10 protein-coding genes are annotated in these 12796 nt (G+C 48.1%); 5 read left to right on the top strand and 5 right to left on the bottom strand.

Annotation, left to right across the window (positions count from 1 at the left end):
- Nucleotides 1-70 precede the first annotated feature (70 nt).
- The 3 genes from GUA98_RS03355 to GUA98_RS03345 all read right to left on the bottom strand — a co-directional run bounded on the left by GUA98_RS03355 (nt 71) and on the right by GUA98_RS03345 (nt 3903).
- Complete coding sequence (locus tag GUA98_RS03355) at nt 71-496, bottom strand: cytidine deaminase (RefSeq protein ID WP_153977829.1); 426 nt, start codon at nt 494-496, stop codon at nt 71-73.
- Nucleotides 497-555: 59 nt separating this feature from the next.
- Nucleotides 556-2550, bottom strand: a complete 1995-nt coding sequence (locus GUA98_RS03350; RefSeq protein ID WP_193722056.1) for an LTA synthase family protein — start codon at nt 2548-2550, stop codon at nt 556-558.
- A 201-nt stretch (nt 2551-2751) separates the two neighbouring features.
- Complete coding sequence (locus tag GUA98_RS03345) at nt 2752-3903, bottom strand: THUMP domain-containing class I SAM-dependent RNA methyltransferase (RefSeq protein ID WP_095358946.1); 1152 nt, start codon at nt 3901-3903, stop codon at nt 2752-2754.
- Between the two features lie 240 nt (nt 3904-4143).
- Here GUA98_RS03345 and GUA98_RS03340 point away from each other — a divergent pair, with 240 nt between their 5' ends.
- On the top strand, nt 4144-4776 hold the full coding sequence (locus GUA98_RS03340) for an O-methyltransferase (RefSeq protein ID WP_193722245.1): 633 nt from the start codon (nt 4144-4146) through the stop codon (nt 4774-4776).
- 123 nt (nt 4777-4899) lie between these two features.
- Here GUA98_RS03340 and GUA98_RS03335 read toward each other — a convergent pair whose 3' ends face one another.
- Nucleotides 4900-6114 (bottom strand): asparaginase, encoded by a 1215-nt coding sequence (locus GUA98_RS03335; RefSeq protein WP_193722055.1) that lies wholly within the window; start codon nt 6112-6114, stop codon nt 4900-4902.
- 421 nt (nt 6115-6535) lie between these two features.
- Between GUA98_RS03335 and GUA98_RS03330 the strand changes: the two genes are divergently transcribed.
- Nucleotides 6536-7741: a cytochrome P450 gene (locus GUA98_RS03330; protein ID WP_193722054.1), complete on the top strand. Its 1206-nt coding sequence runs from the start codon at nt 6536-6538 to the stop codon at nt 7739-7741.
- 90 nt (nt 7742-7831) lie between these two features.
- On the opposite strand, the gene GUA98_RS03325 is transcribed toward GUA98_RS03330, so the two are convergent.
- Nucleotides 7832-9043: an MFS transporter gene (locus GUA98_RS03325; protein ID WP_127536468.1), complete on the bottom strand. Its 1212-nt coding sequence runs from the start codon at nt 9041-9043 to the stop codon at nt 7832-7834.
- A 194-nt stretch (nt 9044-9237) separates the two neighbouring features.
- Between GUA98_RS03325 and hemE the strand changes: the two genes are divergently transcribed.
- From hemE to hemY, 3 genes are read left to right on the top strand one after another with little or no spacing between them, the layout of a single operon-like run.
- Entirely contained in the window at nt 9238-10302 is a 1065-nt protein-coding gene (hemE, locus tag GUA98_RS03320) for a uroporphyrinogen decarboxylase (RefSeq protein ID WP_153977833.1), read from the top strand.
- Entirely contained in the window at nt 10295-11245 is a 951-nt protein-coding gene (gene hemH / locus GUA98_RS03315) for a ferrochelatase (protein WP_193722053.1), read from the top strand. Before hemE ends, hemH begins: the two co-directional genes overlap by 8 nt.
- Entirely contained in the window at nt 11245-12669 is a 1425-nt protein-coding gene (gene hemY / locus GUA98_RS03310; RefSeq protein ID WP_193722052.1) for a protoporphyrinogen oxidase, read from the top strand. Before hemH ends, hemY begins: the two co-directional genes overlap by 1 nt.
- The last annotated feature ends 127 nt before the right edge of the window (nt 12670-12796 follow it).

Here is a 12796-nt window from a genome sequence, read left to right as displayed (position 1 = left end):
ATTATGATTGAAGTCTTCGATTCGAAAGTACCTGAATACTTGAAATACGTAAAGAAGCAGAACTATATCATTATTTATCCCGGTATGCCTGGGACCAGTGGTAAGGCTGGATTTCGTCCAGTCTTTTATAAATTAACCTTCCATCCGGGTCATATACAGCGGCTTTGACATCTTCACCCCAGAAAAATAAACGTTCCTGACACACCCCGCAAGGAGTGAGAACTTTGAATTCCGAATGTTCGTCATCTCGTGCCACGCAGATGGAGTGAGTAACTCTCTCGTTTAGTTTATGTGCTTCGAGGTAGGCGCCCGTCTCCATGCACAGGTGTGTGGCATCATTGATCACTTCTGGAGCAACGCTGATTAACAGCGAACCCGCTGCGGTATAAACTACTGCTGCGCCACCCCAACCCTGAGGGTAGCGATGCTTCACAAAATTCGCTGCTTCATCATATAATTTTTGTTCAATGGATAAGGGTTCTGATTGAATTGTCATGATTTTATGTTTCTCCTTTAATTGAAAACTAGATACGACGACATTGGCATTAGCTTTATCTAGGAAGCAGGTTCTGCGCTGTTTTCTTCACGGAATTGCCGGATCAGGTCATACGTTATGACGGTATCGGACACATGCAATCTCTTCGAAGCTTCATCATGTCCTGAATTGCACGCACTGATGTTTGTCTTGTTGCGGGTGGACAGATCATAACATGAACCGTTCTCGTAAATATAATCGTCTGAAGGGATATAAAATACAGAACCGTCAGTGAATGCACCGCTTCGCAATACAACGGTTCGGGTTGATCCGTCATAGATGTCATTCCCCATGTGATAATATTCATCTGGGATGCCGAGCAAATGAAGCGCCGATGGAGTGATATCCAGTTGTCCAGCAGGTTGGTCTATGGTTCCTGCCTCGGCTCCGTCCGGCAGATGAACCAGCAGCGGGACCTCATTCATGATTTGTTCCATATCCAGTTCATTCAGGGAGCGTCCAAGGAACTGCTCATACTGGGCTTGTTCTTTGATCGAATTATCGTGATCCCCATAGAACATGAAGATGGTTTTATCCCATAATCCCCGGTTCTTCAGATCCTCCACCATACTGCCCAGTGCGGAATCTACATAATGAACGGATTGCAGATAATCACCAAACATCGTGCCCTCGAACTCACCTACATCCAGCTGCTGTTTATCCTGCGGAAGTGCGTATGGATGATGACTGCTGAGTGTGATGAGGAAGGAATAGAACGGCTCGGTCACCTCGCTGTCCATCTTCTGAACGGATTGTCGGAAAAAAGACTCATCGGACAAGGACCAGCCCAGCGGATCATCCTGTTCAAAATCATTTTTGCTGTAAAATTTGTCATAGTTCATGTTCTGATACATCGTATAACGGTTCCAAAATCCGCTCTCGTACGCATGAAATACATTGGTGCTGTAACCATTGTCCTTCAGTATTGAAGGCAAAGAATCATACGCGTGGTCAGCGTAACGAACAAATGCTGATCCTACAGGCAGTGGGTGGAGTGAGATATTGGCTCCAAAATCGGCATCCGATGTTCTGCCCTGACCTGTTTGGTGATAAAAATGACTGTAATATTGGCTTTCCTTCATCAGTTCGTTAAAATGCGGCGTGATTTCCTGACCACCGATACTTTGCCCGATCATGAAATTCATGAAGGCTTCTCCTTGAACGATGATGAGATTACTATCCTTGTACTTGCCAAACAGGGCATTTTCACTAGAAGCGTTATTCTGTCTGTCAGCAAAAAAGGATTTGGCTTGCTCGACATCTGCAGGATCGGCTTCAGGGCCGGAACCGATATGGTCTTTTGCATAGTTGTACAGATCATATCCATGGAAAGCGAGAAGCCCAGTCACGTTGTACATGGAGACGTTCCACCAATTATTGTCGAACAGCCCTTTGGCCCACGTTTTACTGTAAAAATAGATTGGCCCCACCGCAAGACATAGTCCAAGCACCAAGGCGATGCCGCCTGCAGTGAGTCTGCGCATGCCTCTTTTCTTGCCGCGGTAATGGGAGTAATCCTCCAACCTGTTACTGGTTGTAGACAAATGGGAGATACGATTTCGCCTGCTGAATAGCAGGATGGCCCCATACGGAATGATGGCAAGCCAGTCTGCGAAGAACCACAAGTCACTGGCGTGTATGAGCGTAGCAATGCTGTCACCCAGAGCGTCAACTTGTCTGGCCTGCATTAACACAGGGATCGTTAGAAAGTCCTGAAAGTATCGATAATAAACCATATCGGCATAGATCAGCGCTGTGAGGAGCAGATTGAGCACGACAAGAGATAAGATCATGCCCCGTCTAGGCAACCACCAGGTCCAGAAGGACAGGAGCAGCAAAGAGCCAATCGCAATGACTTTATCCAGAAGACCCATGGTGATGTTATAGGCATGCAGGTTGTGATGAAGCCACATGAGTTTCAGCAGCATCAGCACTAGAAAAATGAGATATAACGTAAGCGGATGATTAAGAAGCCTACGCGGCGTCATGCTGCGTGTAGGCTGTGAGATGACCATCTAGGTTCCCTCCCAGTTGCAGTGTTTTGTTCATTTAATGTTAACGGAATGTAAAAACAGGGCTCCATTCATTATAGCTCTCCTTCATGGCATTTCAACTATGCCCCTAGCAGATGTGCTTCATGCAGATCGTTGGTTGCATAACCGTACAAAAAAACGCCCCAGCCATGAAGGCAGGAGCGTTCTCTTTACATCGTATCCTTACTGTTTCGGTGATGAATTCCGCGGAGGTAATGGTCCCAAGTACTGATAGTACTGGGTCTCAATGCGTCCGTTAAACAGTTTGCGGCGTTTATCCGCTTTACGGCCAAAAGCTTCTTCGAAGGATTTGGTTGAAGTGATGGCAAAAAAGGACCAAGTCGGCATCTCGAGATAACTGCGGCCTAAGGAGCGGATCAGCTTCAAGACGTCCTTCTCTTCGCTCAGGCGTTCACCATATGGCGGATTGGTGATAATTACACCATACTGCCCTTGAGGTCTTGCCCGGTGTGCAGGCAGTACGCTGACTTCAATATCCTTCGCAAATCCCGCACTCTTGATCGCTGCCTGCGCTACCTCGATCGCTTCAGGGTCAATATCACTACCCGAAATCTGCAATGGAACGTCGTCACGAACCGCATCAAATGCCTCCTCACGAGCCTGTTCCCACAGTTCTTTAGGGATGACATCCCAATTCTCGGAGTTGAAGGAGCGGCGCAGTCCCGGTGCGATGTTCCACCCGATCATGGCTGCTTCAATCAGCATGGTGCCCGAACCGCAGCACGGATCATAGAAGGGGCGGGATACGTTCCAACGGCTGAGCTGGATAAGCGCTGCAGCGAGTGTTTCTTTCAGCGGAGCCTCAGTCACGAGTTTACGATAACCCCGTTTGTGAAGTCCTGGTCCAGTCGTGTCGAGTGTAAGCAGGGCGCGGTCATTCAGCAAAATCACTTCAATGACATAACGAGCTCCGTTCTCGGGGAACCATTCGGTGTTATGCGTCAGCTTCAGCTTCTCAACGATCGCTTTTTTCACGATACCCTGAGAGGCAGGAACGCTGCTCAGTTGGGATTTGTGGGAGCGGCCTTCGACAGGGAATTCGCCGTTCGCAGGGATCCATTCTTCCCAAGGGAGTGCCTTGGTACCTTCAAACAATTCGTCAAATGTGGTTGCTGGGAATTCACCCATCTTGATAAGGACACGGTCAGAACTTCTCAGCCACAAGTTACAGCGGCAAATATCAATATAATCTCCAGTAAATACAACCCGGCCGTTCTCGACCGTAACATCCTCATACCCCAGCTGTTTCAATTCCCGAGCTACAACAGCCTCAAGTCCCATTGCTGAGGTCGCAATTAATTGCAATTGAGCCATGTGTTTCATTTCAACTCCATTTCAAGCGGAAGAGGGCGATGCCTTCATCCAGCTGTATAGTAACGGTGCGGCCTTGCCGCATTCCGTGAAAAAACTTACAATGAGAAATGCGGTGAGCGCTAGCTCGCTAAGAAGCAGGTGATACTGTAGTCTAACCGCCTGTGTTGATAACAAACATTCATTATAGAACATTGGCATCCATAAGGAAAGCAGTCCAAGTGTCCAAGGAGGATATACGTGGTGAATCTTACCCCTGACGAATATGTAAATCAATTATTTCAAGAGGATGAGCTGTTATTAAAGGTAAAAGAGGCCATCCGTTCAAACAACATGCCGGAGGTGTCGGTTGCACCGGCTTATGGCCGTTTGCTTACGTTTCTCGCCAAGACATCAAAGGCAGAGGCTGTGATGGAAATCGGCGTATTGGGCGGTTACAGCGGAATTTGCCTTGCTCGCGGCATGAGGGAAGGGGGAACTCTGACGTCGCTGGAATTGAAAGAAGAATACGCAGCGATGGCTCGTGGGCATCTGGAGGAGGGTGGCTTCGGCGAAAAGGTAGAGTATCGCATTGGCCCGGCGGCAGACAGCCTGAAGCAATTGGAACAGGAAGGTCGCACATTCGATTTCTTCTTTATTGACGCAGATAAGGAGAATTATCCGGTGTATCTCGATTATGCCATTAAGCTGGCCCGGCCGGGTGCTGTCATTGTAGGCGATAATTGTTTCCTGCGTGGTCGTACGCTGAATCCGGACAAGCAGGGTCCTGCTGTGCTTGCTGTGCGTCGTTTCAATGAGCAGATAGCGAGTGACCCGCGCCTTGTCACCACCATGCTGCCGGATTATGATGGCTTGGCGCTGGCTTGGGTGAAGTAAAAGTGGAAAAGTAATACACACATTCTGAAAACGCAAAAAAAGAGATGAACACATCCCTGATCACAGGGCCCGGGTTCATCTCTTTTTGTCATTTTATAAAATTAGATAACGGTATGATAACTATTAAACTTCAGGTGTACCATATGTTTCAAACCATTTTTTGATGGTGTCAAAATCATCACTGAATGACAGGCCGAGCATGAGCAAAATACGTGCCTGTTGAGGGCTGAGGTTGTCCCCGGCAATGACGCCGTTGCCGCCACCATATACGCTTCCTGATCCTGTACGGGTCGTGGTTACGAAGATGACGCCCTCTTCAATGGCTTTTGTACGGGCTTGTCCCATTGCTCTGGAAATACCGCCTGCTCCGGTACCGGAGGTTACGATCCCTTTGGCTCCGCCGCGTACGAAACCTTCGATCGCTTCCCCGCCAGCTTCCTGATAGGAGATGGCAATTTCAACTTTCGCCAGATCAGCCTTCGTAATCTTGCTCAGATCGAATGCCGGCTTGGCTGTGCCTTCAGGTTTTAGTGCACGTGCCGGAGCGCGGTAGATTCGGATATTCTCTTCATCGATGTAACCAACAGCACCGAGCATTGGTGTCTCAAATGTATCCGTACGATAGTCATTCGTTTTGGTTACACCACGTGCAAGCTGAATCGTATCGTTCAGCATCAATACCGTTCCGAACGAGGTAGTACGGCCGCTGCCCGCAAGTTTGATGGCATTGTACAGGTTCGCTTGGGCATCTGAACCGATAACGGTCCATGGTCGCATGGAGCCGGTAATAACCACAGGCTTATCGCTCTGCACCGTCATGTCAAGGAAATAAGCGATCTCCTCCATGGTATCCGTACCTGTCGTAACCACGACACTGTCATACTGCGCAAGCGCCTTATCTACGGTAAGGGATAGATCGTATAGATCTGCCATTGTATATGAACCAGAACCTGAGTTGCCGAATTGAAGTGTGCTAACATCTGCTATCTTCTGTTTGTCGGGAAGCGCATCAACCATTTCTTCAATGGGGAGTGTGCCTGCCTTGTAATTTTGGAAGCTGGTCGCATCCTCGGATTGACCTGCAATCGTTCCGCCTGTTCCAATGACAAGTACATTAGGTAATGCAGATTGTTTGGAGGATTGAGGCAAGGCCGGAATGGACGTATTCCGTGCTGGAGTAGTAGTTGAAGTGGACTGCACCGCACTTGTTGTTCCGCTCACTTCAACCGTAGCTGCTTGAGCGGCATAGGTTCCGACCGGGGACAAAGAGATGGTCAGAGCGGTTAGAGCAGCAGTACTCCATACAGCCCAGGGACGAAGATTTGAATGTTTACTCATAATTTGCACTCTCCTTCAGGTTAGTAACATGTGATGTTTGTTCAGAAGACTATGTAAATGAATTGAGATGATTGTATTTGATGTTAACTAATATGACAATAGTAGAAAAACAGAGATTATAAGGTTAAATCGACAGATATTCAGAGTAAAACTACTATTTATAAGGTTAAATGAATAAATATAAACTGCTAAAAGTAGAAATGAAAGGAGAGGTGAAGCTCAACAGGGGATTTTATGTTAATTAAAATGACATATAAGACTTTTATCCTGATTGAAAAATGAGGTTCGTAGGATATAAATGGCATCCCCTAGGAGAAGAGGCTCAATTATTGCCAAATATTTGTATGGCCTTACAGTAAAGTCTATAATATATGGTGTTTCATATGTAAATAAATATATATTAGCGATTGGAGGAATGACGATGAACCGAGCACCCAGAAAGTATGCCAATTATATTCCGATCCGGGAACTGGAAGGAGTAGAGCAGCAGCTATCTCCCTTCCAGGTGTACGCCGAACTTCGTGAGAATACTCCAGTCCGATACGATGAGCACCGTGAATGCTGGGATATCTTTCGTTATGAAGATGTGCAGTACGTACTGAAAAATCCCAAGTTGTTTTCTTCCGCACGTGATCGTGCAAACACCAGTATGCTTACAACGGATCCGCCCAAACACAAGCAGTTAAGGGACTTGGTTAATCAGGCATTCACACCGAAGGCCATAGAAGCGCTTGCTCCGCGCATTCAGGAGATTGCCGATGAATTAATCACTCCCCGGTTGTCCCAAGGTCAAATGAACCTGGTCGATGATCTGGCGACTCCGCTGCCTGTTATCGTCATTGCGGAACTCCTGGGAGTCCCTGCAAAAGACCGGCAGAAGTTTAAAGTATGGTCGGATGCCTTGGTTAAGGGGGCACGCGATGACAGTGATGAAGCTTTCCAGGAGCTTATGGAAGAGAAAAAACGAAATCAACAGGAACTGGCCATCTATTTTACAGCCATTATGGAAGAACGCAGGCAAGAGCCGCAGGATGATTTGATCTCTTTGCTGCTGGCAGCAGAGATTGAAGGGAAGAAGCTGAGCGAGGAGGAACTGGTTGGTTTTTGCATTTTGCTGCTTGCAGCAGGTAATGAAACAACGACCAATCTGATTACCAATGCGGTTCGCATTCTTGCTGAACAACCCGAGCTGCAGCAGCGGCTGCGTGAACATCCTGAGCACGTTGCATCAGCTGTTGAGGAGACGCTGCGTTACTACCCGCCGATTGTTGCGATTGGACGCGTAGCCAAAGAAACGGTTGAATTGAACGGGCAGACCATTCAGGAGGGAACTCAGGTTATTTCGTGGGTGGGTTCGGCAAATCGGGATAGCGAAGTTTTCGGCGATGCAGAACAATTTGTCGAGGATCGCAAACCGAACCGGCACATGGGATTTGGATTTGGCATTCACTTTTGCCTGGGAGCCCCGTTAGCCCGTCTGGAGGCGAGAGTTGTACTCCACACCATGCTGCAGCAGATGCAGGATATCAAGCTTGTTCCGGGAACGACACTGCAGCCAATCCAGAGTGCGTTCGTATTTGGTGTGAAGGAATACCCTATTCTATTTGAGCACGTTAAGCAGTCTTAACAAAGTGATAACGAAAAAAGCCGCATTCTTTGTCCCTAGGGCAATGAATGCGGCTTTTGGTGATGTGTTCCAAGTGAAGGGATGTCCTGCTCAGGATTCCCTGACGAGAGCAGGCTTTTTGTATAGTTTGAATCGAACCCATACCATATTGATTAACAGGAGTCCGCCAGATACGATAAACAATCCCTCAATGCCGATAAATCCTGCCATAAAACCGCCGATTACGGCTCCGAGCATATTCCCGAGAGCGAGCGTACTCGTATTGAAACTGAATGCACGACTGATCATGCCATCTGGGGTGTAGGCTCGAATCAAGGCGTTGACGCTAGGCAGCAAACCACCCATAAATACACCCATGGCGAAACGTACCAAAATGAGCTGCCATACCGATTGTACGAAGGCTTGTGGTATTAGCAGCAGTCCCGTGCCTATAAGAGAGAAGGTCAGTACCTTATGTGCGCCAATACGATCACTGAGCTTGCCGAGTATGGGAGACATGGCCATGTTGGATAGTCCGGTGACAGCACCGACAAGACCGGCCCAGAATGCCACATTTACATCCGATGCATGCAGCTTCTGTACATACAGCGGCAAGAGTGACATGGGACTAATCATCGCAAACTGCAGCAGGAACGTTACAGCAAACAATGCGGGCAGCTGTGGTGACTTGTTTAATTCCTTCAGTCCGGACAATACGGATTGTTCCGGCAGTTTGGCCGCTTCCTTGCGGTCGAATTTTTCCCGAACAAGGAACATGGCCAGCAGTGATGCAGCAAAGATGAGGCCGCCTGTAATGTAGAATATGGGCCGGAAGCCAACGGCATCTGCGAGCAAACCGCCGATCAGCGGACCGAGAATCGTTCCGGCTACCTGTCCGGACTGACTTATCCCCATGGCGAAACCCATGCGATCCTTGGGCGTTGTTCCCGAGATCAGGGAAACGGCTGCCGGATTAAAACCGGAGATGGTACCGTTGAGCAAACGCAACAAGAGGAGCTGCCACGGATTTTGGGCAAACCCCATGAGCGCGATCACAATCGCCATCCCGAATCCGGAGCGCAGCAGCATAATTTTACGTCCATACTTATCGGATAGTTTGCCCCACAAGGGCTGGAACAAAAATGAAGTGAGGAAATTGGCAGCAAATATAAATCCCGCCCATATGCCAATCTCGTGCTCACCGACGACGCCTAAATCCTTGGCAAGGTATAGGGATAAAAAAGGCGTAATCATGGTCATGCCCGAATTGACCAGAAACTGTCCAAACCAAAGCACGATGAGGTTTACTTTCCAAGTTTTCAAAGTGCTTTCACTTCCTTTCTGTAATTCGTGGAAAAAACACCATTCTTTCATTATACCATAATTGGCATATGGATGATTCGATGTAAGGAATGTCATAGTATTGTCATCGGAACAGAGCGGCACGTGGTTGTTACAGCTCTTCAAAAAGGGCATAATGAGAGTTATGAGTCCAAAAACTATTGGAGGCTTCTTACATGAGCTATAATGATCGTTTGATTCGAGCCAGCTTCAAGCAGCAAGTAGACCGTGTTCCTGTGTGGTACATGCGTCAGGCTGGGCGTTATGATCCTGAATATCGTAAAATTAAAGAAAAGTACTCTTTGCTCGAAATTTGCCGCAGGCCAGAGCTAGCAGCTGAAGTTACACTCATGCCGGTACGTAAACTCGGTGTGGATGCGGCTATTTTGTACTCCGATATTATGAATCCGGTTGCGTCTTTGGGCATTGATTTTGATATTGTAAAAAATATTGGTCCCGTTATTGATAACCCTATACGTTCGGCGGCAGATGTGGATCGTCTGCGTCCGATTGATGTCGAGGGGGACCTGTCACATATTTTGGAAACCATTCGGATTCTGGACAAGGAATTGGATGTTCCCCTCATCACATTTGCGGGCGCACCGTTTACCATTGCCAGTTATCTGATCGAGGGTCGTCCTTCCAAGGGCTACATTCGGACCAAAACCATGATGTACAGCGAGCCTGAAGTATGGCATAAGCTCATGCAAAAACTAGGTGATATGGTAATTACATATGTCCGTGCACACATTGCTAATGGAGGCAAGGCTTTTCAGCTATTCGACAGCTGGGTTGGAGCCCTTTCTCCAAATGATTTCAAAACGTATGTGTTGCCGACGATTACCCGTATCTTTACCGAATTATCGGATTTGAATGTACCGAAAATCTATTTCCCTGGTGTGGCCTCCGGTGAACTGCTACCGACTCTGACGGATCTGCAAGCCAATGTAATCGGTCTGGACTGGAGAGTTTCCATCACAGAAGGCCGCAAGAGACTGGGTGGCAAATTTGCCGTACAAGGCAATCTGGATCCCTATGTGCTGACAGCACCGATGGATTTGATTAAGCAGCAGGCAAAAGTCATTATTGATGAAGGTATCAAGGAGCCAGGTTATATTTTTAATCTGGGACATGGCTTGTTCCCGGAAGCTTCTCTTGAGAAATTGAGAGAACTTACGGCATATATTCATGAATATTCTGCAGAAGTTTTGAAGACGGGGGTGACGGTTAGCAATGACTAATACCGTAGGTGTACTGGTGATGTCTTATGGCACACCTGAAAATATGGAAAGTATTGAAGCGTACTACACACATATTCGTAGAGGACGTCCGCCTGAGCCGGAACAACTGAAGGAACTGACGGATCGGTATGAGGCTATCGTTGGGGGCGTTTTCCCGCTTCGTGAAAATACCGATAATCAGGTTAAGGCCCTGCAGGAGACGCTGAGCCAGGATGAACGTACGAACGGAGTTGAGTTCCGTTGTTATCAAGGTCTGAAGCATGCTCATCCATTTATTGAAGATGGTGTGGAACAGATGGCGAAGGACGGAATTCAGACAGCAATCGGTGTTGTACTTGCTCCTCACTATTCCACAATGAGTGTGGGCAGCTACATCAAGCGAGCTCGTGAAAAAGCAGAGGAACTGGGAATTCAAATGACATTTGTTGAGAGTTACCACCTGCATCCTAAGCTGATCCAGGCTCTCTCTTCCCGTGTCAGTGCCAAGCTGGATGAATTCGAAGAGGCTGGTGCGAAGCGTGGTGATGTACGAGTCTTGTTCAGTGCACACAGCTTGCCTGAGCGGATCGTAAGTCTGGGAGATCCTTATCCGCAGCAACTGCTTGAAACCTCCGAAGTCATTGCATCACGTGTTGGTATCAGCAATTGGCAATTTACATGGCAAAGCGCTGGACGTACCGCTGAGCCGTGGCTTGGTCCGGATATTTTGGACACACTGCAGGAACTGTCCCGCGAACAGGTTGAGGATGTGCTGGTTGCACCTATTGGATTCGTCTCTGATCATCTTGAAGTACTCTATGATCTGGATATTGAGGCCAAAGCGATTGCCAAGGAGATTGACATGCGCTTAATGCGGATCGATTCGCTCAACAGCGATCCTCTCTATATGGAAACGTTAAGCGACGTTATCATAAGCCAGTGGCAGCAAGGGTCGGATGTGTAATGGAAGACCAGAAACGTCGTGTTGTTGTCGTTGGTGGAGGCCTGACCGGCCTCAGCGCGGCATTTTATATTCGGAAGCATTACCGGGAAGCCGGGATTGAACCGCAAATTACACTGATTGAAAAAAGTTCGTCCATGGGTGGAATGATTGAGACGCTGCACCGGGATGGATTTGTCATTGAGAAAGGACCCGATTCATTCCTGGCCCGCAAAACGGCCATGATTGATCTTGCCAAGGAATTGGAAATGGATCATGAACTGGTAAGCCAGAATCCGGAATCCAAAAAAACGTATATTATGCAGCGGGGCAAGCTTCATCCCATGCCTGCTGGACTTGTGCTCGGAATACCAACAGAGTTGAAGCCGTTTCTGAGAAGTGGCCTGGTTTCTCCGGCTGGCAAGCTGCGGGCGTTGATGGATTTCTTTATTCCACCGCGCCGTAGCGCGGAAGATGAATCCCTCGGTTACATGATTGAACGGCGTCTCGGTCCGGAGGTGCTTGAAAACCTGACCGAGCCACTGCTTGCCGGTATTTATGCCGGGGATATGCGTCGTCTGAGTCTTCAGGCAACATTCCCGCAATTCGGTGAAGTGGAACGGGATTATGGTAGTCTGATCCGCGGCATGATGACAGGTCGTAAACCTGCGGAGACACATACGGGAACGAAGAAAAGCGCGTTCTTGAATTTTCGCCAAGGACTTCAGAGTCTTGTTCATGCCTTGGTTCACGATATGCAGGATGTGGACCAACGCCTGAATACGTCTGTTCTCTCATTGGATGTTCAGCAAGGTGGTCAAACGAGGTACAGTGTGCAGCTCAATAACGGGGAACGTATTGAAGCCGATGACGTGATTGTTACAGTCCCGACGTATGTGGCATCCGAACTGCTCAAACCGCATGTGGACACCTCTGCGCTGGATGCAATTAATTACGTATCCGTAGCCAATGTGGTTCTTGCTTTTGAGAAAAAGGATATTGAACATGTATTTGATGGTTCAGGCTTCCTCGTTCCACGCAAGGAAGGGCGGAATATTACAGCCTGTACCTGGACATCGACCAAATGGCTGCACACCAGTCCGGATGACAAAGTGCTGCTGCGTTGTTATGTCGGCCGCTCGGGTGACGAGCAAAATGTTGAACTTCCCGATGATGCACTGACAGCTCTGGTGCTCAAGGATCTGCGGGAAACGATGGGTGTAGAGGCCGTTCCGATCTTCTCGGAGATTACCCGCCTACGCAAATCGATGCCACAGTATCCCGTAGGCCACCTTCAGCATATTGCCGCACTGCGTGAGGAACTTGGCAGTAAGCTGCCGGGTGTCTACATTGCAGGTGCTGGTTATGAAGGCGTAGGTTTGCCGGACTGTATCAAACAGGCAAAAGAAATGTCGCTTCAGGCAGTTCAGAAGCTGGCTGTGCATTAATGCAATCACTATAAGGCTGCCTCTCCTGCGGAATGAATTCATTCTGTAGGAGAGGCAGCTTTTTTTCATGCAGGATATTTATTTACAAGTGAATTGAATGATGGAAATCCAGGATATGCCTGATATA

The sequence above is a fragment of the Paenibacillus sp. P13VS genome (genome assembly GCF_015143645.1).
Classification (GTDB): Bacteria; Bacillota; Bacilli; order Paenibacillales; family Paenibacillaceae; genus Paenibacillus; species Paenibacillus xylanilyticus_A.
This window is presented reverse-complemented; position numbering and strand designations above follow the sequence as displayed.

What these genes read in the sequence shown, in the direction of transcription:
- GUA98_RS03355 (WP_153977829.1), bottom strand. Translation starts at nt 496, where the DNA reads ATGACAATTCAATCAGAACCCTTATCCATTGAACAAAAATTATATGAT.
- GUA98_RS03350 (WP_193722056.1), bottom strand. Translation starts at nt 2,550, where the DNA reads ATGGTCATCTCACAGCCTACACGCAGCATGACGCCGCGTAGGCTTCTT.
- GUA98_RS03345 (WP_095358946.1), bottom strand. Translation starts at nt 3,903, where the DNA reads ATGGCTCAATTGCAATTAATTGCGACCTCAGCAATGGGACTTGAGGCT.
- GUA98_RS03335 (WP_193722055.1), bottom strand. Translation starts at nt 6,114, where the DNA reads ATGAGTAAACATTCAAATCTTCGTCCCTGGGCTGTATGGAGTACTGCT.
- GUA98_RS03330 (WP_193722054.1), top strand. Translation starts at nt 6,536, where the DNA reads ATGAACCGAGCACCCAGAAAGTATGCCAATTATATTCCGATCCGGGAA.
- hemE (WP_153977833.1), top strand. Translation starts at nt 9,238, where the DNA reads ATGAGCTATAATGATCGTTTGATTCGAGCCAGCTTCAAGCAGCAAGTA.
- hemH (WP_193722053.1), top strand. Translation starts at nt 10,295, where the DNA reads ATGACTAATACCGTAGGTGTACTGGTGATGTCTTATGGCACACCTGAA.
- hemY (WP_193722052.1), top strand. Translation starts at nt 11,245, where the DNA reads ATGGAAGACCAGAAACGTCGTGTTGTTGTCGTTGGTGGAGGCCTGACC.